This window comes from Sinorhizobium numidicum, from assembly GCF_029892045.1.
Lineage (GTDB): Bacteria > Pseudomonadota > Alphaproteobacteria > Rhizobiales > Rhizobiaceae > Sinorhizobium > Sinorhizobium numidicum.
Genome location: NZ_CP120368.1, coordinates 2,150,790 through 2,174,768, shown reverse-complemented (window position 1 = coordinate 2,174,768; position 23,979 = coordinate 2,150,790). Strand labels below are relative to the sequence as shown.

Below are 23,979 nucleotides of genomic sequence, written 5' to 3'. Positions count from 1 at the left end.
ATCACCAATCCTAAGATAGAGCGGGGGGCACCGGCGGAGGACCGCCCGTTATGCTCATCCCGCTCCGGGACATTTTTTGCTGACCGTTTCCAATCTCGATACTTGAACTGCAGCATGCCGCCAGCATCGATCGCGATGCGCCCCACGCGTCCCCCGCCCGCTTATATACGAATTGTAACGGGTGACCAGATTCCGTCGGGCCATATCGCTCCCTAAAATCTGTAACGATACAGTAGCGATGTCGAGCTTTTTCGTTGCTGCGGTGCGAAGCGCATAACCATATGGTTGAATCCTGCATGCGCGGACGCTGATGCTGCACTTGCGAACGCCTTCGGTTTCACGGAGACTGTATAGGTTCTAAAATATCCTTTAAAAACACGTATGTTACCGGATGGCCCGCGCGTCCGATTCAATACTGGAACGCATCACCAATCGGCGCTCAACTGGAAATGATATGCGCTCTAAACGTGTAAATAGATTATTGTTTTGAATTGTTCGTTGTGGGTGTTGCGTACCAAAATCGTTTGAACTAAGTTTTTCCGGTAACGTTACAGTGAGGGAGGAGACTCATGAAAATACGTTCTCTGGCTGCGGCCCTGACCGCAACCGTCGCTCTGCCTTTCGGCGCGGCCAATGCCGTCGATCTCGAAGTGACGCATTGGTGGACTTCCGGTGGCGAAGCCGCAGCCGTCGCCGAACTGGCGAAGGCATTCGATGCAACCGGCAACAAGTGGGTCGACGGCGCGATCGCCGGCTCTGGCGGTACCGCGCGTCCGATCATGATCAGCCGCATCACCGGCGGCGACCCGATGGGCGCGACCCAATTCAACCATGGCCGTCAGGCGCAGGAATTGGTGGAGGCGGGGCTGATGCGCGACCTCACCGATGTCGCCACGCGCGAGAACTGGAAGGAGATCGTCAAGCCGTCGAGCCTGCTCGACTCCTGCACCATCGAGGGCAAGATTTATTGCGCCCCCGTAAACATCCACTCCTGGCAGTGGCTATGGCTTTCGAACGCCGCCTTCAAACAGGCGGGCGTCCCGGTGCCGAAGAACTGGGATGAATTCGTTGCCGCGGCCCCCGCGCTTGAAAAGGCCGGCATCGTGCCGCTCGCTCTCGGCGGTCAGCCGTGGCAGGCAGCTGGAGCCTTCGACGTCTTGATGGTGGCGATCGCCGGAAAGGACACGTTCGAGAATGTCTTTGGTAAGAAGGACGCGGAAGTGGCTGCCGGACCGGAGATCGCCAAGGTCTTCAAGTCTGCCGATGATGCCCGCCGCATGGCGAAGGGCAGCAATGTCCAGGATTGGAACCAGGCGACGAATATGGTCATCACCGGCAAGGCCGGCGGCCAGATCATGGGCGACTGGGCGCAGGGCGAGTTCCAGCTGGCGGGGCAGAAAGCCGGCGTGGACTATACCTGCCTTCCCGGCCTCGGCGTCAACGAGGTGATCTCGACCGGTGGCGACGCATTCTATTTCCCGCTGCTGGAGGACGAGGAGAAGTCGAAGGCTCAGGACGTATTGGCATCGACCTTGCTGAAGCCTGAAACCCAGGTCGCGTTCAACCTGAAGAAGGGCTCTCTGCCGGTGCGCGGCGACGTGGATCTCGCAGCCGCCAACGATTGCATGAAGAAAGGCCTCGACATCCTTGCCAAGGGCAATGTGATCCAAGGCACCGACCAGCTGCTTTCGCCCGACAGCCAGAAGCAGAAGGAAGACCTCTTCTCGGAGTTCTTTGCAAATCCGTCGATGACGCCGGAAGACGCTCAGAAGCGCTTCGCCGAGATCATTGCGGCGGCAGACTGACGTCCGGCTCCTGAGGCGGCCCTGCGTTTTTCGCGGGGCCAGCCTTTGGCACGAGGAATTCGCGCCGGGGCAGGGACCGAGGTCCACGGCGGCCGGCATCGGCGCGCAAGGGCTACGACTGTGGTGAGGCGCCCGGCGTATCGGCGGGTTGTTTGCCGCGCGTGCCGCCCATCCGAAAACCATTGCATTTCCGGAGGAGGAAACATGGCAGGTCAAATACGCGGCTCGGCTCGCCCGAATCGGTGGCTGCGGAACCTGAATGCGAAGATCGCCTCTATCCCGATGATTCTGACGGCCTTGGTCATTTTCCTCGGCGGCACAGTCTGGACGGTCGTCTATTCCTTTACCAATTCGAAGCTGCTGCCGCGCCTGACCTTCGTCGGGTTCGATCAGTACGAGCGGCTATGGGCGGCGCCGCGCTGGCTCATGTCGATCCAGAATCTCGCCGTCTATGGTTTCTTCTCGCTGATCTTCAGCCTGGTGATCGGCTTTGTGCTTGCAGCGCTGATGGATCAGAAGATTCGCTTCGAGAACACCTTCCGCACGATCATGCTCTATCCGTTCGCCTTGTCCTTCATCGTGACGGGGCTGGTCTGGCAATGGCTGCTCAATCCGCAATATGGAATCCAGTCGGTCGTGCGGGCTCTCGGGTGGACAAGCTTCTCCTTCGACCCGCTCTACAATGCCGACATCGTCATCTATGGCATCCTGATCGCAGCGCTTTGGCAGGGTACCGGCCTTGTCATGTGCTTGATGCTCGCGGGCCTGCGCGGCATCGATGAGGATATCTGGAAGGCATCGCGTATCGACGGCATCCCGATGTGGAAGACTTATGTCTTCGTCATCATTCCGATGATGCGCGGGGTCTTCATCACCACCCTGGTGATCATCGCGAGCGGTATCGTCAAGGTTTACGACCTCGTCGTGGCGCAAACGAGCGGCGGTCCGGGTATCGCGTCCGAGGTGCCGGCGAAATACGTCTACGATTACATGTTCCTGGCCCAAAACCTGGGCCAAGGCTTCGCCGCTTCCACCATGATGCTCGTGACAGTGGCGATCATCATCGTGCCGTGGGCGTATCTGGAATTCGGAGGAGGGCGCAAGCGTGGATGATATCGCCACCAACAAGAGGATGATTGCTGCTACCGACGCGGTTCCCGCCAGGGTCACGTCCGGTCCGCGCGGGCGCAAGCCGCGCAGGAGGCTCTCGCGCCGCAATATCATAGTCTACGGCACGTTGATCGTGGTGGCTCTCTATTACCTGCTGCCGCTCTACGTGATGATCATGACCTCGCTTAAGGGCATGCCGGAAATCCGCGTCGGCAATACATTCGCGCCGCCGCTGGAGATCACCTTCGAGCCCTGGGTGAAGGCATGGGCGGAGGCATGCACCGGACTCAATTGCGACGGGCTTTCGCGCGGCTTCTGGAACTCGGTGCGCATTACCGTTCCCTCGACGATCATCTCGATCGCGATCGCCTCCATCAACGGCTATGCGCTCGCCAACTGGCGCTTCAAAGGCGCCGATCTGTTCTTCACCATTCTGATCGTCGGCGCCTTCATCCCCTACCAGGTGATGATCTATCCGATCGTGATCGTGCTTCGTGAAATAGGCGTCTATGGGACGCTGACCGGCCTCGTCATCGTGCATACGATATTCGGCATGCCGATCCTGACCCTGCTGTTCCGCAATTATTTCGCCGGCTTGCCGGAGGAACTATTCAAGGCGGCACGCGTCGACGGCGCAGGCTTCTGGACGATCTACTTGAAGATCATGCTGCCGATGTCGCTGCCGATCTTCGTGGTTGCGATGATCCTGCAGGTGACCGGCATCTGGAACGACTTTCTGTTCGGCGTGGTCTTCACCCGGCCGGAATATTACCCGATGACCGTTCAACTCAACAACATCGTCAATTCGGTACAGGGCGTGAAGGAATACAACGTCAATATGGCGGCGACGATCCTGACCGGGCTCGTACCGCTGACGATCTACTTCATTTCGGGCCGGCTGTTCGTGCGCGGCATCGCGGCCGGTGCAGTGAAAGGATAAGCAAGCATGACAAGTGTTTCGGTCAGGGATCTGTCGCTCAATTTCGGCGCCGTCACCGTCCTCGACAAGCTCAATCTCGACATTGACCACGGCGAGTTCCTTGTTCTCCTCGGTTCGTCCGGCTGCGGCAAATCCACGCTCCTGAACTGCATCGCCGGCCTGCTCGACGTCTCCGAAGGGCAGATCTTCATCAAGGATCGCAATGTTACGTGGGAGGAGCCGAAGGACCGCGGCATCGGCATGGTGTTCCAGTCCTACGCGCTCTATCCGCAAATGTCGGTCGAGAAGAACCTTTCCTTCGGCCTCAAGGTCGCGAAGCTGCCGCAGGCTGAGATCGACAAGCGGGTCAAGCGCGCTGCGGAAATTCTGCAGATCCAGCCGCTGCTGAAGCGCAAGCCTTCAGAGCTTTCCGGCGGCCAGCGCCAGCGCGTGGCCATCGGCAGGGCGCTGGTGCGCGACGTCGATGTCTTTCTCTTCGACGAACCGTTGTCGAACCTCGATGCCAAGCTGAGGTCCGAGTTGCGCGTGGAGATCAAGCGGCTGCACCAGTCGCTGAAGAACACCATGATCTACGTGACCCACGACCAGATCGAGGCGCTGACTTTGGCCGATCGCATCGCCGTCATGAAAAGCGGTGTGATCCAGCAGCTTGCCGATCCGATGACGATCTACAACGCGCCGGAAAACCTTTTCGTCGCAGGCTTCATCGGCTCGCCGTCGATGAATTTCTTCCGCGGCGAGGTGGAGGCGAGGGACGGCCGCGACCTTGTTCGCGTCGATGGAATCGCCTTCGACGTCACTGCCTATCCCGGGCGTGCGAAGCTTCAGCCGGGGCAGAAGGTGGTGCTAGGCCTGCGGCCGGAGCACGTCAGGGTCGACGAGGCGGGCGCCGGCGCAGCGGCACATCAGGCCGTCGTCGACATCGAAGAGCCGATGGGTGCGGACAATCTGCTGTGGTTGACGTTTGCCGGTCAATCCATGTCGGTGCGCATCGCCGGCCAGCGGCGCTATCCCCCGGGCAGCACTGTCCGCCTCTCGTTCGACATGGGCGTTGCCTCCATCTTCGACGCCGCCAGCGAAAACCGCCTCTAACAGCAATCGAGCGCGCCGGGCCCGTAACCCGGTTCGTATGAACGGTGAGATGCCGGTGCCGTCGCCGGCGAATGAGTGGACTGTGGAAATGTCTTCCGAAACCTCGAACCGCGACGCCGGCCGCATCGATCTTTCCGGTGACTGGCTGCTCGCCTCCACTGACAACAGTCATGCGCTCACCATAACGCTGCCGGGCGACGTCCATAGTGCCCTGCAGCGGGCCGATTTCATCGCCGATCCCTATATCGGCCGGAACGAGGCGGGCGTCCAATGGGTGGCGCACAAGGACTGGGTGCTCGAGCGCACCGTCATCGTCGATGCGGATGATTTGGGCGGATGCTGGTATCTCGATTTCGAGAGCATCGACACGGTGGCTTCGGTCTTCGTCAACGAGCGGCTGGTGCTGCAGGCGGAGAACTGCTTTCGCCGCTACCGCCCCGATGTCTCGGATGCCCTTGCCGCCGGCGAGAACCGCATCCGCATAGTGCTTCATTCCTCGATTGCCGAGGGCGCGCGCCGGCAGGCGGCACAGCCCTTCTACGTGCCCTATCACGAGGGCAATTCTCCGATCGCCAACGGCAACATGCTGCGCAAGCCGCAATGCCATTTCGGCTGGGACTGGAACATCGCCATCGCCCCGCTCGGCATCTACGGCTCGCTTGCGCTCTGCCGGTTGGAGACGGCGCGCATCGAGCATGTCACGACGCGCCAGCTTTGGCTGGAGGACGGTTCGGTCGATCTCCTGGTGACCGCCACGCTCTTTGCCCGCGATCCCGGCATCGTGCCCATCCATTTCGAGCTGAGTGGCGAACGCGAGCGCCTGGACTGCGCGGTCGGCGCCGGCGAAACCAGCATCACCCATGTCTTCACCGTCGCTAGCCCGAAGCGCTGGTGGCCGGCCGGTAGCGGCGAGCAGGCCTTTTCGATCCTGAAGGTGGAGCTTCCCGGAGAGATCGTGACGCGCCAGGTTGGTTTCCGCATGATCGAGCTCGTTACCGACAACGACGAGGCGGGTAACCGCTTCGCTTTCCGTGTCAACGGTCGCGAGATCTTCTGCCGCGGCGCGAACTGGATACCCGCCGATGCGCTGATGTCGCGCGTGACGTCTGAAGGGGTCGAGGATCTGCTGCGATCGGCAGTCGAGGCCAACATGAACATGATCCGCGTCTGGGGCGGCGGCTTTTACGAACCCGATTGGTTCTACGATCTCTGCGATCGGCTGGGCCTGCTCGTCTGGCAGGATTTCATGTTCGCCTGCAACCTTTATCCCTCGACGCCAGACTTCCTGGAGAACGTCGCTGCCGAGGTGGACTACCAGGTCAAACGGCTGTCTTCCCACCCGTCGATCGCGCTTTGGTGCGGCGATAACGAACTCGTCGGTGCGCTCAACTGGTTTGAAGAAAGCCGCAAGGACCGCGACCGTTATCTCGTTTCCTATGACCGGCTGAACCGAACGGTCGAAACGGCGATGAAGGCGGCCTGCCCGGAGGCGATCTGGTGGCCGTCGAGCCCTTCGGTCGGGTACCTCAATTTCGGCGATGCCTGGCATGCGGACGGCGCCGGCGACATGCACTATTGGTCCGTCTGGCACGAGAACAAGTCTTTCGACAATTACCGAAGCGTGCGGCCGCGCTTCTGTTCGGAGTTCGGCTTCCAGTCCTACACGTCGATGCCGGTGATCCGCCAGTTCGCCGGGGCGCGGGACCTCAACATCGCCTCACCGGTGATGGAGGCGCACCAGAAGAATGCCGGTGGCAACGAGCGGATCGCCGGTACCATGTTCCGCTACTTCCGCTTTCCGAAGGATTTTCCGAGCTTCGTCTATCTGAGCCAAATCCAGCAAGGTTTGGCGATCCGCACCGCCGTCGACTATTGGCGGTCGCTGAAACCCCATTGCATGGGCACGCTCTATTGGCAGCTCAACGATACCTGGCCGGTCGCCTCCTGGTCGAGCCTCGACTATGGCGGCAACTGGAAAGCCCTGCACTATATGGCGCGGCGCTTCTTCCAGCCGGTCGCGGTCGCCGCCATTCCGTCCGCAGACGGCAACGAGATCGCCTTCTCGATGGTGAACGACACTGCCGAACCGGCCGCCGTCGAGCTCCAGACGTTCCTGGTCTCGCTCGATGGCAAGCGCCGGCCGCTGGTAGCAGTGGCGGGCACGTGTTCGCCGGATCGCGCCGCAACGCTTGTCACCATCGCGGCAAAGGACATTCCGGAGGATGCGCTTCTCTTCTGGTCCTTCGAGGCATCCAACGGCATGCGCGGCGAGGGGCATTACGTGCACGGCACCTACAAGTCGTTGGACCTCGCGCCGTCCGGCCTCACGGTCGAGGCGACGCCGCAACCGGAGGGCAGTTACGAGCTGACGGTTACCGCCGCCCGCCTCGCGCTTCATGTCATGGTCGAGGCGGACGTCGAAGGCCGCTATTCCGATAATGCCTTCGATCTGGTGGCGGGCGAATCCAAAGCCATCCGCTTCATGCCGAGGGTGGCGCTCGGCGAAGGCGCGATGCCGCGGTTCAGCGCCTATGACCTCGAATCCTGCCAAGGGAAGGGGTGAGCGCAATCCATCGAAAACACGTGGCCCTCCGCAACCGAAGACGATCCAATAGCCCAAGCATCCGGCGCGGCCGTTCCCATTTTCCGCAAACCGTTCCAACGAAATACACGAGGAGAATTTCGATGAAAAACGTCAGCTTCCAGCTTTATAGCGCCCGCAATTTTCCGCCGCTGGCCGAAGTGCTCTCAGCCCTTGGCTCCGCCGGCTACACCCAGGTGGAAGGATACGGCGCGCTCTACGCCGCACTTACCGATGCGGAGATCGCTGCCTTCAAGGCCGGCCTTGAGCGCAACGGCCTTACCATGCCGACCGCCCATTTTGGCCTCGACATGCTGGAAAACGATCCGGTGCGCGTCCTGCAGATTGCCAATGCGCTCGGCATCCGGGCCATCTATTGCCCCTATCTCATGCCGGATCAGCGGCCGAGCGACGCGGCTGGCTGGCGTGCCTTCGGCGAAAGGCTGCAGGCAGCGGGTAAGCCGTTCCGTGACGCCGGGCTCGACTTCGGCTGGCACAATCATGATTTCGAGTTCCACGCCCTTCCGGACGGCTCGGTGCCGCTGGACCACATTTTCGCGGGCGGACCCGAGCTTTCCTGGGAAGCCGACATCGCCTGGATCGTACGCGGCGGCGCCGATCCATTCGCCTGGATTTCGAAATACGGCAGCCGCATCACCGCCGTCCACGTCAAGGATATCGCGCCGAAGGGCGAGAAAACCGACGAGGATGGTTGGGCAGACGTCGGCGACGGCACGCTCGACTGGAAGAGGCTTATCGACGCGCTCTCCGCGACCTCGGCGAAATACTTCATCGCCGAACATGACAATCCGAGCGACTTCCGGCGTTTCGCCAAGCGCTCGCTGGCCTCCATTCAATCCTACTGATCAATTAACGGGTAGCTCCATGGCAAAAGAACTTGGCGTCGGCATCATCGGATGCGGCAACATCTCCACCACCTATTTCAAGCTCGCGCCGCTCTTCAAGGGCATAAGGATCGTCGCCTGCGCCGACCTCAATCCGGCGGCGGCGGACGCGCGCGCCGCTGAATATGACGTGACGGCGCAGAGCATCGAGGCGCTGCTCGCCAATCCGGAGGTGGACATCATTGTCAACCTCACGATCCCGGACGCACATTTCCCGGTTTCGAAGGGGATCCTCGAGGCAGGCAAGCATGTCTATTCGGAAAAGCCGCTCGTTCTCACGCTGGAGCAGGGAGAGGAACTAAGGGCGGTTGCGAAGGCGAAGGGGCTGACGGTCGGCTGTGCGCCGGATACGTTCCTCGGCGGCGCGCACCAGCTTGCCCGCGACTATATCGATGCCGGCAAGATCGGCCGCGTCACCTCCGGAACCTGCCATGTCATGAGCCCCGGCATGGAGATGTGGCACCCCAATCCGGACTTCTTCTTCCTGCCGGGCGGCGGCCCGATCCTCGATCTCGGTCCCTATTACATCGCCAATCTCATCAACCTGATCGGACCGGTCAAGCGCGTCGCAGCGCTTTCCTCCATCGCCAACCCGACGCGCACCATCACCAGCGAACCACGCAAGGGGGAGGTGATCTCGGTCGAGACGCCGACCAATATCCATGCGCTGCTCGAATTTCACAACGGCGCGACGGTGACGCTTTCGGCAAGCTGGGATGTCTGGTCGCACCGCCACGGCAATATGGAGCTCTATGGCACCGATGGATCGCTGTTCGTGCCGGACCCGAATTTCTTCGGCGGCAAGGTCGAGGCGAGCGGGCGGAACAAGGATATCCAGCCGCTGGAAATGTGGGAGCATCCCTTCGCTGTCGACAATTGGGATCACCCGCAGGGGCCGATCGCCAATTACCGAACCGCGGGGCTCGCCGACTTGGCGGACGCCATCCTCAAGGGCCGCGACGCGCGCTGCTCACTCGAGCGTGCGTTGCACGGCGTCGACGTCATGGTGTCGATCCTGAAGTCTGGCGAGGAGGGCAAATTCGTGACGCTTTCGACAACCTGCACGCAGCCGGCGGCGCTTGGCATCGAAGAGGCGCAGGCGCTCTTGCGCTGATGTCTTGCCGGGAGCTGACGCCGGGCTCCCCACCACACGCAGGCTAGGGCGCGGCGGTAGAATGTCGGCCATGCGAGCCCCTCCCTCTTGTGGGGAGGGGCCGGCGAGGGGTATCCAAGCACCGATCCGAAACGAAGGAACATGACAAATGGCCTGGCAACCGGCGGAAAACCGATACGAGACGATGAAATACAATCGCTGCGGCAGGAGCGGCCTGAAGCTGCCGGCGATCTCGCTGGGGCTGTGGCATAATTTCGGTGGCGACACGCCGCATGAGCGTAAGGTCGACATGTGCCGGACCGCCTTCGACCTCGGTATCACCCATTTCGACCTCGCCAACAACTACGGCCCGCCACCCGGCTCGGCGGAGACCGCGTTCGGCGAGATCATGAGAAGCGATTTCGCCGGCCTGCGCGACGAACTGATCATCTCCTCAAAGGCGGGCTATGACATGTGGACGGGGCCCTATGGCGAATGGGGCAGCCGCAAATATCTGATCGCCTCCTGCGACCAGAGCCTGAAACGCATGGGCGTCGACTATGTCGACATCTTCTATTCCCATCGCTTCGACCCTGATACGCCGCTCGAGGAAACCTGCGGCGCGCTCGATCACATCGTGCGTTCGGGCCGGGCGCTTTATGTCGGCATCTCATCCTATAATTCGCAGCGCACCCGCGAGGCTGCGGCGATCCTGAAGGATCTCGGCACGCCGTGCCTCATCCACCAGCCGAGCTATTCCATGCTCAACCGCTGGGTCGAGGATGATAATCTCATCGACACGCTCGAAGAGCTCGGTATCGGCTCGATCGTCTTTTCGCCGCTCGCCCAGGGCATGCTGACGACGAAGTATCTGAACGGCATCCCCGAGGATAGCCGCGCGGCCCAGAACCATTTCCTCAAGAAGGACTTCATCCGCCCCTCGATCATCGACAACATCTGGAAGCTGAATGCCATAGCCGAGCGGCGCGGGCAGACGCTGGCGCAAATGGCGCTCGCCTGGGTGCTTCGCGGCGGGCGCGTTACCTCGGCGCTGATCGGCGCCAGCCGTTCCTCGCAGATCATCGATTGTGTCAATGCACTCGATAACGACACCTTCACGACGGAGGAACTGGCCGAGATCGATATTTACGCGCGTGAGGCCGATATCAATCTCTGGGCCTCTTCCGCGGAGCTCTGAAAGCCCCGAATGCTTTGATTTGCCTGGATTTTAGGCAATTTCTAAGCGACTCCGGTGTCTTAGACAAAAGTCGAAGAAGGCGCCGGAAAACCGCTGCTGGACATGCATTAGTGAATATGTATGGTGCGATGTTGCCGGCCGACTTGCGGGGACGTTTTTTGTTTCGCGCGGCGGGTAAAACAAGGAGGAGTGAGCTTTCGGCACGCTGGGGCGGGTCGAGAAAATGGCTCAACGGACGGTACTGCAGGTAGCGAACGCGCCTGCGACCGTCATGGCGGGAAATAGGGAGGAATTATGGATCGCCGTTCATTCATCAAAAACGCGAGCCTCGGGGGCCTGGGTGCGGCTGCCGCAACGGCGCTCGCAGCACCGGCCATCGCGCAGACGAATCCGAAGATCAACTGGCGCCTTGCCTCGTCGTTCCCGAAGTCGCTCGACACCATCTACGGCGGCGGCGAGGTATTGTCGAAATATGTGTCAGAAGCCACGGACGGCAATTTCCAGATCCAGGTCTTTGCCGCGGGCGAAATCGTCCCGGGCCTGCAGGCCGCCGACGCGACCGCAGCGGGCACGGTGGAGGCCTGCCACACGGTTGCCTACTATTACTGGGGCAAGGACCCGGTCTGGGCGCTCGGCTCTGCCGTGCCCTTCGCGCTTAATGCGCGCGGCATGAACGCCTGGCACTACCATGGCGGCGGTATCGACATGTTCAACGAGTTCCTGGCGGGCCAGGGTCTGATCGGCTTCCCCGGCGGCAATACCGGCGTGCAGATGGGCGGCTGGTTCCGCAAGGAGATTAAGACCGTTGCCGACATGAAGGGCCTGAAGATGCGCGTCGGCGGTTTCGCCGGCAAGGTCATGGAAAGGCTCGGTCTCGTCCCGCAGCAGCTTGCAGGTGGCGATATCTACCCCGCTCTGGAAAAGGGCACGATCGATGCCGCGGAATGGGTCGGTCCCTACGATGACGAGAAGCTCGGCTTCTACAAGGTCGCGCCGTACTACTACTATCCCGGCTGGTGGGAAGGCGGGCCGACCGTGCATGCCATGTTCAACAAGGCTGCTTTCGACGGCCTGCCGAAGGCCTACCAGTCGCTGCTGCGCACCGCCTGCCAGGCGACCGACGCCAACATGCTGCAGAAGTACGACTATCTCAACCCGGCGGCGATCAAGCGTCTCGTCGGGGCCGGCGCGAAGCTGAGCCCGTTCAGCCCGGAAATCCTTTCCGCCTGCTTCGATGAGGCCAACAAGGTCTATGCGGAAATGGAGGCCACGAACCCGACCTTCAAGAAGATCTGGGGGTCGATCAAGGCGTTCCGCGGCGAGTACTATCTCAACGCGCAGATCGCCGAATACAACTACGACACCTTCATGATGATCCAGCAGCGCAACGGCAAAGTCTGAGCTGCGCTTCATCGTCGAAACAAAAACCCCGGAGCGGCGCTCCGGGGTTTTTGTTTTATGGACGAGAGGAGGAGGGCCGACGCGGCGGACGGCCCTTCCGCATTCAGTTGAATGACGGCGGTGCGCTAAGATCGGTCGCCGGCGGCTTGTTCTGCTGAGGGGCGTTCTGTTGCCCCGGTTGCTGCTGCTGGCCGCCGTCGAGCGGACTGCCACCGGGGAGTTGCAGACCGCCGGGGAGACCCAGGCCACCGCCGTTGTCCGGCAGCGTCAGGCCTCCGCCTCCCTGGCCGAAGCCGGGCACTTCGATCTTGATCGTCGACGGATCAACCACCGCGCCGCTTCCCTTGTAGTGCAGGACCATCTGCGGGAAGAGGATCGTCAGCGCCACCATCAGGATCTGGATGCCGACAAAGGGCACGGCACCCCAATAGATCTGGCCGGTGGTCACCGGTTGCGTCATCTTGCCGGTTACCTTGTCGAGGTAGTGCACTCTCGCTGCAACCGAGCGCAGGTAGAAGAGCGCGAAACCGAAGGGCGGATGCATGAAGCTCGTCTGCATGTTGATGCCGAGCAGCACGCCGAACCAGATGGGATCAATCCCGAGCTTGTCGGCCGCCGGTGCGAGCAGCGGCACGATGATGAATGCGAGCTCGAAGAAGTCGAGGAAGAACGCCAGGAAGAAGACGAGCACGTTGACGGTGATCAGGAAGCCAACTTCGCCGCCCGGCAGCGCGGTCAGCAAGTGCTCCACCCACAGGTGCCCGTTGACGCCATAAAAGGTCAGCGAGAACACACGCGCGCCAATCAGGATGAACAGCACGAAGGCGGAAAGACGCGTCGTCGAGGCGAGTGCGGCGCGGATGACATCCATGTTCAGCCGGCCCTTGGCCGCGGCCATGATCAGGGCGCCGACCGCGCCCATCGCTCCGCCTTCCGTCGGCGTCGCGATACCGAGGAAGATGGTGCCGAGCACGAGGAAGATCAGTGCCAGCGGCGGAATCAGGACGATGATGACCTGCTGCGCCAGCCGAGACAACGCATTGACTTTGAGAGTCCTGTCGATGAGAGCAACCACATAGATGAACGCGACGCCGACGGTCGCCCCGAGGATATCCGCGTTTTCGCCCTGCGTCGGCGACAGATAGACATGGGCCGCGTAGGCGATGCCGGCGGCGACGGCGAGCGCGATAATGAGCGACGTCACCCCCGAACCGAGCGTGCGGGCCTCGAGCGGTAGCGCCGGCATGGAATCGCGCTTCAGGAACGACATGAGCAGGATGTAGCCCATGTAGAGGCCCGTCAGCACGAGACCCGGGATCAGCGCGCCGGCATACATGTCGCCGACGGAGCGGCCGAGCTGGTCGGCGAGAACGATCAGCACGAGCGACGGCGGAATGATCTGAGCGAGCGTGCCGGAGGCGGCGATGACGCCGGAGGCGACGCGCCGGTCATAGCCGTAGCGCAGCATGATCGGCAGCGAAATCAGGCCCATCGCAATGACCGAGGCCGCGACCACGCCGGTCGTCGCGGCGAGTAGCGCGCCGACGAAAATCACCGCATAGGCAAGCCCGCCGCGGATGGGACCAAAAAGTTGGCCGACCGTGTCGAGAAGGTCCTCGGCCATGCCGGAGCGTTCGAGCACGATGCCCATGAAGGTAAAGAAGGGGATGGCAAGCAATGTGTCGTTGGACATCACCCCCCAGAACCGTTCCGGCAGTGCATTGAGCAGCGGCCAGGAGAGATTGATCGAATCGGAAAGGGGTGCGAGTTCCACGCCGATGATGAAGAACAGGAGGCCGTTGGCGGCGAGCGAGAAGGCGACGGGATAACCCAGCAACAGGAACACGATCAGCGAAAGAAACATGATCGGCGCCAGATTTTCAGCGATGAATTCGATCACGGGCGCACCTCCGGAACGACGGCGTCCTCAAGCGGCGCGTGGGTCGGCACATAAGGGGTCGGATCGTCCATGTTTCCGGTCATGATGGCGATCTTCTTAATGATTTCCGAAACGCCTTGCAGCGCGAGCAGGATGAAGCCGATCAGCAGGATGGCCTTGGCCGGCCATATGACCAGCCCGCCGGCGCTCGAGGAGAGCTCGCCTGATACGTAGGACATCCGGACGTAGGGCACGAGGTAATAGAGCATCAGCAGCACGAACGGCATGAGGAAGAAGACGTGGCCGAAGAGGTCGATCCAATGCTGCACGCGGCGCGAAAACATGCCGTAGACGACATCGATCCGAATGTGCTCGTTCTGGCTCAAGGTGTAGGCGGCGGCAAACATGAAGGCTGCGCCGAACAGGTACCATTGCGCCTCGAGCCAGGCGTTGGACGACACGTTGAACGCTTTTCTGATAACGGCGTTGCCGGCGCTGACGAGCACAGCGACCAGAATGAGCCAGGAGACTGCCTTACCGATCTTTTCGGTGACGGCGTCTATCAATCGGCTGAAGCCGAGTAACGATTTCATCAAATACCTCCCCGCATGGCTGGTTTTTTAGTCTTTTGCCAAGCACAGTTACAGTGCCGATTTCAAGCCTCCTTTCAAGTCCGCGCTCCCATTTTTCAACTTGGCGACAGATCCTTATACGAAAGTAGGGTGTTGAGGCGGTCGGGAATGCCTAGAGCTTAGGCGCAAGCGAATGGCTACCACTTCAACGTCTTCGAGGGCACGCGAACCGTCGCCCCGATGCAGAGGCGATTCGGGGCCTGGCGGACGCTATTTCCTGATGGGGAAACCGTCACACAGGCCTTGAAACGGCCCCGAGTTTCGGGCTGGATGCTTCGCCGAAATGGAGGAGCAACAGATGGCCGCGATGATCCGCAATCCGATCCTGCCGGGCTTCAATCCCGACCCGTCGATCTGCCGGGTCGGCGACGATTACTACATCGCCACCTCAACCTTCGAATGGTATCCGGGTGTGCAGATCCACCATTCACGCGACCTCGTGAACTGGCGCTTGATACGCCGCCCGCTTGAGCGTGCGAGCCAGCTCGACATGCGCGGCAATCCCGACAGTTGCGGCGTCTGGGCACCATGCCTTTCCTATTGCGACGGGTTGTTCTGGCTCGTCTACACCGACGTCAAGCGCTTCGACGGAAACTTCAAGGACGCCCACAATTACATCGTCACCGCGGAAGCCGTCGAGGCGACCTGGTCCGATCCGGTCTATGTCAATTCGTCGGGTTTCGACCCCTCGCTCTTCCATGACGACGACGGCCGCAAATGGTTCCTCAACATGCAATGGAACCACCGAACCGAGAGCTTCGGCGGGGCGCCGAAGCATCCCGCCTTCGACGGCATTCTGCTACAGGAATGGGATGAGCGCACCCGCAAGCTCGTCGGTCCGGTCAAGAACATCTTTGCCGGCAGCGCGCTCGGCCTGGTCGAGGGGCCGCATCTCTTCAAGCGCGACGGCTGGTACTATCTGACAACGGCCGAAGGCGGTACGGGCTATGACCACGCGGTGACGATGGCGCGTTCGCGCGCGATCGACGGCCCTTACGAGATGCATCCGAACGTCCATCTCATCACGTCGAAGGATCACCCCGAGGCCGCGCTCCAGCGGGCCGGGCACGGCCAGTACGTGGAGACGCCGGACGGGCAGCCCTACCACACCCATCTTTGCGGCCGTCCGTTGCCGCCCTTGCGCCGCTGCACGCTCGGCCGCGAGACGGCGCTGCAAAAATGCGTCTGGCGCGAGGATGGCTGGCTCTATCTCGAAAACGGCAGCGTGGTACCGGACGTAACAGTGGCTGCGCCGGCCCGTACGAGCGCTCTCCTGCAGCCGGCCGCGATCGAGACCGATTTTGACGAGCCAGAGCTTCCCTTCGAGTTCCAATGGCTGCGTACACCCGTGCCGGAGCGGATATTCTCGCTCACATGGCGCGAGGGGCACCTCCGCCTCTTCGGCCGCGAGAGCATTGGCAGTTGGTTCGAGCAGGCGCTGGTGGCGCGGCGGCAGGAGCACCATTTCTTCCGGGCGGAGACCGCCGTCGAGTTTGCGCCCGAAACCTACCAGCAGGTCGCGGGCCTCACGCACTACTATAACCGGCACAAATTTCATGCGCTCGGCGTCACCCGGCATGAGACGCTCGGACGTGTCGTGATTATCCTTTCCTGCCCGGGCGATTTTCCGCATGGGCGGCTGGAGTTCCCGGTCGGCAGCGGCGTCGCCATCCCTGAAGGTCCGGTCCATCTCGCCATGGAGGTGAGGGACAATGATCTTCAGTTCTTCTGGAGAGCGGTGGCGCGGGATCGCTGGATCCCGGTCGGGCCGGTGCTCGATGCCGGCATGATTTCGGACGAAGGCGGGCGTGGTGAGCACGGCTCCTTCACCGGAGCCTTCACGGGCATGTTCGCGTTCGACACCTCTGGCTGCGCCATGCCGGCCGATTTCGACCGGTTTCGTTACCAGGCGATCAGCGTCTAGGCTGAAATCCGTCTATAAGAAAATCGATATAAGCCTCAGTTATCATTACAGAATTGTAATGCATGACTTCATATTCCGTTCAGCTTTGAGAGCCTAGTTTCAAGGGGCACTACGAAAGGAAACCCTATGAAACGTCTTCTGATCATGCTGGTCGCCAGCTCCTTCCTCGCAACGCCGATGGCGCTTGCCCAAACAGCGGGCTCCTTCGAGCTTGCACAGGCGCATGACCGCTATCGCCACAGGCCGGCTGATCGCCATATCGAAAAGCGTGTCGAAAAGACGGTTGAAAAACGCGTCATCATCAGGAAACATCGCTGGACACGCGGAAATCGGCTGAGCCCGGCCGAGCGCCGCCATATGGCTTATGTTCGCGACTATCGCCGCTACAAGCTGCGCTCGCCGCCGCGGGGGCAGCAATGGGTGCGCGTCGACAACGAGTTCCTGCTAATCAGCCTTGCGACCGGTGTGATCGTCGGCTTGGCATCAGCTCACTGATCCCGCGATCGCAGAAAGGCACGGGAGGGGCGCAGTCCGCCGGCCGGGTCAGACGTCACGGAACAAGAAAAGGCGGGCTTGCGAGCCCGCCTTCGCCGTCTTGGGAGGACGACTTCAGCTCGCCGAGGCGAGGCAGGATTTCAGCGACGCGCCGATATTTTCCATCAGGCGGAAGTAGAGATCCGGCCCGGCGTCGAGGGTCGCCGCCTCAGGATCCAGCGTACCGGATTTTGCCGGCGTGCCTTCGATGACGACATTGATCAGCTTCGGCTCGAACTGCGGCTCGGCGAAGACGCAGGTTGCGCCGAGATCCTCGATCTTGGCGTGGATCTCCGAAAGCCGTTCGGCGCCCGGCAACACTTCGGGGCTGACGGTGATCGAGCCGGCGACGCGCACCTTATAACGATGCTCGAAATACTGGTAGGCGTCGTGGAAGACGACGAAAGGCCTGTCCTTGACCGGTGCCACCGTCTCAGCGAGGTTCTTGTCCAGCGCGTAGAGCCTTTGATTGAGCTTATCCAGATTGGTCTTGTAAGCGTTGGCGTTTTGCGGATCCGCCTCGGCCAGGGCCTTCTCGATCTCTGCGGCCATCGCCTTGGCGTTCATCGGATCGAGCCACATATGCATGTCGAATTCGCCCTCGGCATGATCGTGACCCTCGTCATGATCGTGTTCGGCGGCGGCTTCCGGCTGGGCGGCATGGTCATCGCCGTCATGGTCCTTGCCGGCTTCCTCGGCACCATGTTCGTCCTCGTCAACGTGGGCTTCGAAAGCGCCGCCCTCGCGGAACTTCAGCTTCTCGATCCCCGGCGCTTCGCTGAGTTCAACGACCTTGGCGCCCTCGCCAAGCGCATCGAGCGGCTTCTCAAGGAAGGCTTCGAGACCGGGACCCATCCAGAATACAAGCTTTGCCGCCTGCAAAGCGGCGGCATTCGACGGTTTCATGTTGTAGGTATGCGGCGAGGCGCCACCCTCCACGATCAGCGACGGCTCGCCCACGCCCTCCATGATCGAGGCGACGAGGGAGTGGACCGGCTTTATGGAGGCCACCACATCGGGTCCATCTGCCCAGGCCGGCGACGACAGGAGGACGGTGGATGCAAAGAGCAGGGCGGACGTCGATTTCATCGGTTACTCCGAGGTTGAAAGTTATGGCGCAGTAACGACATTGCGCTTCGACGTTGCGCAACACCGTCCTGTAATGTTATTACATCAATTGCGTTATGCTATAACGTGTGCGATAGCCAGTGGCAACGACCAATCCGGAATTTTTTCGATGCTGAATTTCCGATCACCAGAAGCGTCTCCGCTCGTCGGCCTCACCAATGCGGGCGTGCGCCGCAACGGGCGATGGCTCGTGCGGGGCGTCGAGTTTTCGATCAGCCGCGGTGAAATCGTGACGCTGATTGGGCCGAACGGGTCGGGAAAATCGACGACGGCGAAGACGGCGATCGGCGTGCTCAAGCCGGACGAGGGCCATGTCGAGCGGATCGCAGGCCTGAAGGTCGGCTATGTGCCGCAGAAGCTTTCCGTCGACTGGACCCTGCCGCTGACGGTCGAGCGGCTGATGACGCTGACAGGACCGCTGAAGGGCCGCGAGATCGAGGAAGCACTTGCCGCGACGGGCATGCTGCACATGGCAAAGGCGGAGGTGCAGCATCTATCCGGCGGCGAATTCCAGCGGGCGCTCTTGGCACGCGCGATTGCCCGCAAGCCCGATCTGCTCGTTCTCGACGAACCGGTACAGGGCGTCGATTTTTCCGGCGAAATCGCACTTTACGAGCTGATTAAGCAGATCCGTAACCGGACCGGCTGCGGCATACTGATGATCTCGCATGATCTTCATATCGTCATGGCGGAAACCGATACGGTCGTCTGCCTGAACGGCCATGTCTGCTGCCGCGGAACGCCGCAGGCGGTGAGCCAGAGCCCCGAATATCTGAAACTGTTCGGCCGCCGCGCCGCCAGCGCGCTTGCCGTCTACAGTCACCACCACGACCACACCCATCTTCCGGACGGGCGGGTGCTGCACGCGGACGGCAGCATCGCCGAAAGCTGTTTTCCGGGCGACGGCCACCACCACCACGAAGCGGCCGAGGACGTGCACGATCATGATCCCGACTGCGGATGCGGACACCACGCGCGGCTGCACGGCTTTGAAACGGAGGAGAAGCGCGATGCTTGACGATTTCTTCATTCGCGCGCTCGTCGCCGGCATCGGCATCGCCATGGTGGCGGGTCCGCTCGGCTGCTTCGTCATCTGGCGTCGCATGGCCTATTTCGGCGACACCATGGCGCATTCGGCGCTGCTCGGCGTCGCGCTGTCGCTGCTTCTCGAACTCAATCTGATGGTGAGCGTCTTCATCGTCGCCTCGATCGTCTCGCTGCTCCTGCTCTTCCTGCAGAAGCGCGGCGTGCTGTCGACGGATGCGCTGCTCGGCATTCTGTCGCACTCGGCGCTGTCGATCGGCCTTGTGATCGTCGCCTTCATGACCTGGGTGAGGATCGATCTCGTCGGCTTCCTCTTCGGCGATATTCTTGCCGTCTCCGAATACGACATCGATATCATCTGGGGCGGCGGCATCCTGGTGATCTTCGCGCTCGTCTATCTCTGGCGGCCGCTGCTCGCCTCGACCGTCAATCCTGAACTCGCCGAGGCCGAGGGCTTGAAACCGGAGAGAGCGCGGCTCTTCTTCATGCTGCTGATGGCGCTGGTGATCGCCATCGCCATGAAGATCGTCGGCATCCTGCTGATCACATCGCTCCTGATCATACCGGCGGCGACCGCCCGCCGTTTCGCAACCTCGCCGGAGGTGATGGCGGTTCTCGCGTCGCTGATCGGCGCACTTGCCGTCGCCGGCGGTCTTTTCGGCTCGCTCCACTGGGACACGCCATCCGGACCGTCTATCGTCGTCGCGGCGCTGTCACTTTTCGTGCTCAGTCTCCTGCCGGTCGGCCGGCGGATCGAGAGCGCGTCACATTCGCATGGAGGACGTCACTGATGGGCATGCCGCAACTGACGAAAAACCAGTCCCTGGTCATGGGTGCGCTTGCCCATTCGGATGGGCCGCTCAGCGCCTACACCATTCTCGACAAGTTGCGCGACCAGGGCTTTCGCGCGCCGCTGCAGGTTTACCGCGCGCTCGACAAGCTCCTCGAATACGGGCTCGTTCATCGGCTTGAAAGCCTCAACGCCTTCGTCGCCTGTACATGCCCGCACGAGCATGAGCACGATCACGGGGTAACGGCCTTCACCATCTGCGAAGACTGCGGACAGGTCACGGAGTTCCACGACGAAGCGATCGAGCAGCGTCTCTCGACACTTGTTCGCGCGCAAGACTTCAAGACCGAGAAGACGACCATCGAAATTCGCGGCCACTGCAAGAGCTGCGTCTGATTGACATCACGGAGCTATTTGATCAGCAGCAGGCCGCGCCGGTGGTTCAGCTCTATGCGAAGCTATTTTCGTGGAGGCGCTGCGTCTCGTCGCGGGAAAGACCGGTGGCAACTCAATCCAGCAGCGTGAGCTGGGCGGCGTAGCGCTCCGAGTTCTTCACATAATGTTCGGCCGAGCGCTTCAACGCTTCCACGGCGGCATCATCGAGTGTGCGCACCACCTTGGCCGGGGAGCCGACGATCAGCGAATTGTCCGGGAATTCCTTGCCCTCCGTGATCAGCGCATTGGCGCCGATGAGGCAGTTCCTGCCGATCTTCGCGCCGTTGAGCACCGTGGCGCCCATGCCGATCAGGGAATTGTCGCCGATCGTGCAGCCATGAATGATCGCGCGGTGGCCGATGGTGCAGCCTTCGCCGATCGTCGTCGGGAAACCCGAATCGACGTGGATGACGACGGCTTCCTGAATATTGGTGCGCGCGCCGATGCGGATCGGCTCGTTGTCGCCGCGCAGCGTCGCGCCGAACCAGATGCCGACGTCCTCGCCGATCTCGACCTGGCCGATGACGTTGGCGTCAGGCGCGACCCAGTAGCTGCCTTCCGGCGGCGTTTGCGGCTGCAGTGATCCGAGGGCGTAGAGTGGCATTGGAGGCTCCTTCACTACTGCATGTGTCCTTAATCGGATCGATTTAATGATAAAACCACGCAGCAATTCAAAGTGCTATAGCGACCTTTGTGCGTCTGAAAAGGCGCACGGCGCTGCAGAGCGGGATGAGGAAAAATGTGCGCGGTTTTCCGCCCGCATCCCGCGGTAACTTATCGGGATCGATCACGTTCATGATTTTTGGGTCGACCCTACCCAAAATCATCGTGATCTAGACGACCTTGACGGACAGCGCCGCAACGCCGTCAACGCCGCAGGTCACGACGTCGCCCCGCTCTACCGGGCCGACGCCGGAGGGTGTTCCCGTCATGATGACGTCGCCCGGCGCCAGCGTGAAGATGCTCGAAAGTTCGGCGATGACTTCCGGCACTTTCCAGATCATCTGGTCGAGATCGCCCTGCTGGCGTAGGTCGCCATTGACCTTCAGCCAGATATTGCCCCGGGTCGGGTGACCGATCGTTTGGGCCGGCACGATTGCCGAAATCGGTGCGGAGTGCTCGAAAGCCTTGGCGGCTGCCCAGGGCTTGCCGGCTTTTTTTGCCTCCGCTTGCAGGTCGCGACGGGTGAAGTCGATGCCGACCGCATAGCCGTAGATGTGGTTGACCGCATCCTCGACTGGAATGTCGGCGCCGCCGCTCCGCAAGGCTATGACCAGTTCCACCTCGTGATGCACATCGGAGGAGCGCGGCGGATAGGGGAAATCCTGGCCGGGTGGCAATAGGTTGTCGGGGTTCTTCTGAAAGAAGAAGGGCGGTTCGCGGTCGGGATCGTGCCCCATCTCGACAGCATGGGCGGCATAGTTCCGGCCGACGCAATAGACGCGTCGCACGGGAAAGCCGACGAGGCGGCCGGAAATCGGCAGCAGCACGGCGGGCGAGGGCGGTATGACGGTTTCCATGATCGTCCGGGTTCATCGCGTTGCCCGACGGGACGCGGTCCCGCCGGAAACCTGAAAAAAATCGAAACGCTACAGCGACCTCGCGTGTCCGAATGGACACGGGGTGCTGTAGCGAATCTGGATCTGGAAGTTAGCAGCCGAAGGGGCTGCCGCAAAAGACAAACTTGTGCTGGCGACGGTTGGGTCCGCGATCGCCGCGCTCAGGCATAGCGGGCGTAGGCCTTAAGCTGGTCGCGGGTGAGGAACCGGCCATCCGAGCGCGAGTTGAGCTCGGGGTGGCTGTATTCGAGGCTCGGTACCTCGGGAAGTTCAAGGGCCTGGCGCACGGTCATGATGCCGATGTCTTTGCGGCCGCTTTCGCGCCTCACGCTGACTTCGACGATGCGATAGAGATTGCTCTCGCTCATGGTGACTCTCCCGTTTATTTTTTCCCTTTTGCTGAGGATTAGAACGCCCCGAAATTGTTTTTTATGAGGCACCTCAGAATATAGCGGCAACAAATGAAGGATTCGCGACAGAAATCGGGCGGTTTCGCGAAGATTTCCGTGTCATTTCGAGATCGGTCGTGCCGCTCGGGATGATCTCGGCGGCACGCCTGCGGTTTAATAGTTACGCCATAGCTTATATTAGAAAGGACTTTGCCCTGCAAGCAAGGCGGCGAGAAAAATCTTAGGGAATTCGCGCCATTAATATTACAAATACAGGGAGATAGATAAGTATTATAAATACTATTGCGTTCGCGCGAGAGCGATCGGCAGCCCTATTGTAAGGAGGCGAACGGTCGGCATGGCTCCTTCGCCGCAGCCTCTTTTTGGCGGCGGGCGGCACTTGGCCGCGGCCGGTCAATGCGCCTTCAGATGTGCTTCCTCGGCGGCGGAAATGAAGAGCTTGCGCGCCTCCTCTACCGTGCGGCGGCCTTCGATGGCGGCACGGCAGGCGCTGCGTGCGGCAACGTAGTAAGGGCCGCGATGGGGCCACTGGCCCGCAAGGCACGCGAGCGCGTCATACGGTCCCTTGACCGTGCGTTTGCCGCCGGTCAATCCAAGCTCGATGGGGTGGCTCCAGAACATCTGCTGCATGCTTTCTCCTCCTGGATCGCGATGGTTCGGACATGTCCGATTCATCGCCGTGATCGGTCCAATCAGTCGGGTGGGGCATGCGTAATACTGCTCGCACAATGCTCCTCCCGCTCCTGAGATCATCTACAAGAACGTCATCATGCAGGTCCTTGTTCCGCGCGGTTGCTGCGCGCGGCACCAGGCCCAAGCGCTTCAATGTAGCTCAGGAATTTCGGTTTGTCCGCAGTTTTGCGAAAGGCTGGTTCTCAGGCCGTCGCGGCGACGGCTCGTCTATGTAAGAGAGCGAGAGGGGCATCGCGGCAGCGGCCGGACACGGTGGCCAAATGCCGGCTTGAGATGCCGGAAATGGCGCAACGGCCCAGCTAGCTTTCTTGCGTCTGAAAACACGCATGGAGCTGCAGGAAAGAAGCTCGTCCAGAGTTCTTTTTGCAATCAGCGCGCGTATCGCGCTGAAGCCCCTCAATTGCTGGGGTTCCAAGCATTTGGCGGCCATTCTATATCTCTTTTGCTGTTGGAGGGCCGGGATGGTGAGGGTTGAGGAAATTCGTTTGACATGGTTGCCGCTGCAGAACGGAACCTATTGCGCGATGCTCGGCCGACATGAGATCGCTTTCGTCATGAAGCGCCAAACAATGAGCGACTGGGCCTGGCGGATTTCCCAGTGCAACGGCACCGGTGAAACCGCTTTCCGCTATGCGCCGACCCTCGAAGGCGCTAAGGCGGAGGTCCTTGCCGGCGTCCAGGAGTGGTTCCGCCAAGCAGGGTTTCAATGAACGGTTGCCGGAGATCGGCGCGGCGCCGCTTGCGCTTCTCACGCCCTCATAGCAGACGGTCGCAAGCGAACCGACATGCCAGTTGGATGGGCAAATTTGTAGCAGGACTTTGTCTG

21 protein-coding genes and 3 pseudogenes are annotated in these 23,979 nt (G+C 61.2%); 17 read left to right on the top strand and 7 right to left on the bottom strand.

The genetic code is table 11. The annotated features are described in order from the left end of the window. The first annotated feature begins 569 nt into the window (after positions 1-569). The 11 genes and pseudogenes from PYH37_RS21595 to PYH37_RS21555 all read left to right on the top strand — a co-directional run bounded on the left by PYH37_RS21595 (position 570) and on the right by PYH37_RS21555 (position 12,125). On the top strand, positions 570-1,805 hold the full coding sequence (locus PYH37_RS21595; protein WP_280733446.1) for an ABC transporter substrate-binding protein: 1,236 nt from the start codon (positions 570-572) through the stop codon (positions 1,803-1,805). 204 nt (positions 1,806-2,009) lie between these two features. Continuing rightward, positions 2,010-2,918, top strand: coding sequence for a carbohydrate ABC transporter permease (locus tag PYH37_RS21590; RefSeq protein ID WP_280733445.1), 909 nt, complete (start codon positions 2,010-2,012; stop codon positions 2,916-2,918). Between the two features lie 19 nt (positions 2,919-2,937). Continuing rightward, the gene (locus tag PYH37_RS21585) at positions 2,938-3,855 is read left to right on the top strand and encodes a carbohydrate ABC transporter permease (protein ID WP_425336163.1); all 918 of its coding nucleotides are present in this window, start codon (positions 2,938-2,940) and stop codon (positions 3,853-3,855) included. A 6-nt stretch (positions 3,856-3,861) separates the two neighbouring features. Further along, positions 3,862-4,600 (top strand): annotated as a pseudogene (locus PYH37_RS21580) (ABC transporter ATP-binding protein); the annotation flags it as partial. Further along, positions 4,576-4,665: pseudogene (locus PYH37_RS32495) on the top strand (hypothetical protein); the annotation flags it as partial. The pseudogenes PYH37_RS21580 and PYH37_RS32495, both read left to right, overlap by 25 nt. Positions 4,666-4,677: 12 nt before the next feature. Then, a pseudogene (locus tag PYH37_RS32490) lies at positions 4,678-4,947 on the top strand (TOBE domain-containing protein); the annotation flags it as partial. Positions 4,948-5,035: 88 nt separating this feature from the next. Beyond that, positions 5,036-7,510 carry a beta-mannosidase gene (locus PYH37_RS21575; protein ID WP_280733442.1) on the top strand — a complete coding sequence of 825 codons (2,475 nt, stop codon included), beginning with the start codon at positions 5,036-5,038 and terminating at the stop codon, positions 7,508-7,510. Between the two features lie 122 nt (positions 7,511-7,632). Further along, positions 7,633-8,394, top strand: a complete 762-nt coding sequence (locus tag PYH37_RS21570) for a sugar phosphate isomerase/epimerase family protein (RefSeq protein ID WP_280733441.1) — start codon at positions 7,633-7,635, stop codon at positions 8,392-8,394. Between the two features lie 19 nt (positions 8,395-8,413). Then, positions 8,414-9,547: a Gfo/Idh/MocA family protein gene (locus PYH37_RS21565; protein ID WP_280733440.1), complete on the top strand. Its 1,134-nt coding sequence runs from the start codon at positions 8,414-8,416 to the stop codon at positions 9,545-9,547. Positions 9,548-9,695: 148 nt separating this feature from the next. Then, positions 9,696-10,724: an L-glyceraldehyde 3-phosphate reductase gene (gene mgrA, locus PYH37_RS21560; protein ID WP_280733439.1), complete on the top strand. Its 1,029-nt coding sequence runs from the start codon at positions 9,696-9,698 to the stop codon at positions 10,722-10,724. 294 nt (positions 10,725-11,018) lie between these two features. Continuing rightward, positions 11,019-12,125, top strand: a complete 1,107-nt coding sequence (locus PYH37_RS21555; protein WP_280733438.1) for a TRAP transporter substrate-binding protein — start codon at positions 11,019-11,021, stop codon at positions 12,123-12,125. Positions 12,126-12,228: 103 nt separating this feature from the next. Here PYH37_RS21555 and PYH37_RS21550 read toward each other — a convergent pair whose 3' ends face one another. Both PYH37_RS21550 and PYH37_RS21545 read right to left on the bottom strand, forming a co-directional pair. Further along, the gene (locus PYH37_RS21550) at positions 12,229-14,025 is read right to left on the bottom strand and encodes a TRAP transporter large permease (protein WP_280733437.1); all 1,797 of its coding nucleotides are present in this window, start codon (positions 14,023-14,025) and stop codon (positions 12,229-12,231) included. After that, positions 14,022-14,597 carry a TRAP transporter small permease subunit gene (locus PYH37_RS21545; RefSeq protein ID WP_280733436.1) on the bottom strand — a complete coding sequence of 192 codons (576 nt, stop codon included), beginning with the start codon at positions 14,595-14,597 and terminating at the stop codon, positions 14,022-14,024. Before PYH37_RS21545 ends, PYH37_RS21550 begins: the two co-directional genes overlap by 4 nt. 346 nt (positions 14,598-14,943) lie before the next feature. On the opposite strand from PYH37_RS21545, the gene PYH37_RS21540 reads away from it, so the two are divergent. After that, positions 14,944-16,560, top strand: a complete 1,617-nt coding sequence (locus PYH37_RS21540) for a glycoside hydrolase family 43 protein (protein WP_459117318.1) — start codon at positions 14,944-14,946, stop codon at positions 16,558-16,560. 126 nt (positions 16,561-16,686) lie between these two features. Next, positions 16,687-17,055: an RcnB family protein gene (locus PYH37_RS21535; protein WP_280733434.1), complete on the top strand. Its 369-nt coding sequence runs from the start codon at positions 16,687-16,689 to the stop codon at positions 17,053-17,055. A 114-nt stretch (positions 17,056-17,169) separates the two neighbouring features. Here PYH37_RS21535 and znuA read toward each other — a convergent pair whose 3' ends face one another. Continuing rightward, positions 17,170-18,183: a zinc ABC transporter substrate-binding protein ZnuA gene (gene znuA / locus PYH37_RS21530; protein ID WP_280733433.1), complete on the bottom strand. Its 1,014-nt coding sequence runs from the start codon at positions 18,181-18,183 to the stop codon at positions 17,170-17,172. 148 nt (positions 18,184-18,331) lie between these two features. Here znuA and PYH37_RS21525 point away from each other — a divergent pair, with 148 nt between their 5' ends. Genes PYH37_RS21525 through PYH37_RS21515 form a run of 3 tightly spaced genes read left to right on the top strand, consistent with a single transcriptional unit; the run spans position 18,332 to position 20,452 of the window. Beyond that, entirely contained in the window at positions 18,332-19,240 is a 909-nt protein-coding gene (locus tag PYH37_RS21525; protein WP_280733432.1) for an ATP-binding cassette domain-containing protein, read from the top strand. Next, positions 19,233-20,057, top strand: a complete 825-nt coding sequence (gene znuB, locus PYH37_RS21520) for a zinc ABC transporter permease subunit ZnuB (RefSeq protein ID WP_280733431.1) — start codon at positions 19,233-19,235, stop codon at positions 20,055-20,057. The genes PYH37_RS21525 and znuB overlap by 8 nt, the downstream gene beginning before the upstream one ends. Beyond that, on the top strand, positions 20,057-20,452 hold the full coding sequence (locus PYH37_RS21515) for a Fur family transcriptional regulator (RefSeq protein WP_280733429.1): 396 nt from the start codon (positions 20,057-20,059) through the stop codon (positions 20,450-20,452). Before znuB ends, PYH37_RS21515 begins: the two co-directional genes overlap by 1 nt. A 112-nt stretch (positions 20,453-20,564) precedes the next feature. Here PYH37_RS21515 and PYH37_RS21510 read toward each other — a convergent pair whose 3' ends face one another. From PYH37_RS21510 to PYH37_RS21495, 4 genes are all read right to left on the bottom strand, one after another. Beyond that, on the bottom strand, positions 20,565-21,095 hold the full coding sequence (locus PYH37_RS21510) for a gamma carbonic anhydrase family protein (protein ID WP_280733428.1): 531 nt from the start codon (positions 21,093-21,095) through the stop codon (positions 20,565-20,567). Between the two features lie 229 nt (positions 21,096-21,324). Beyond that, the gene (locus tag PYH37_RS21505) at positions 21,325-22,011 is read right to left on the bottom strand and encodes a fumarylacetoacetate hydrolase family protein (protein ID WP_280733427.1); all 687 of its coding nucleotides are present in this window, start codon (positions 22,009-22,011) and stop codon (positions 21,325-21,327) included. 200 nt (positions 22,012-22,211) lie between these two features. Then, positions 22,212-22,418 (bottom strand): hypothetical protein, encoded by a 207-nt coding sequence (locus tag PYH37_RS21500; RefSeq protein ID WP_280733426.1) that lies wholly within the window; start codon positions 22,416-22,418, stop codon positions 22,212-22,214. 435 nt (positions 22,419-22,853) lie between these two features. After that, on the bottom strand, positions 22,854-23,090 hold the full coding sequence (locus tag PYH37_RS21495; protein ID WP_280733425.1) for a DUF982 domain-containing protein: 237 nt from the start codon (positions 23,088-23,090) through the stop codon (positions 22,854-22,856). 524 nt (positions 23,091-23,614) lie between these two features. On the opposite strand from PYH37_RS21495, the gene PYH37_RS21490 reads away from it, so the two are divergent. Continuing rightward, entirely contained in the window at positions 23,615-23,863 is a 249-nt protein-coding gene (locus PYH37_RS21490) for a hypothetical protein (RefSeq protein ID WP_280733424.1), read from the top strand. Positions 23,864-23,979 lie beyond the last annotated feature (116 nt).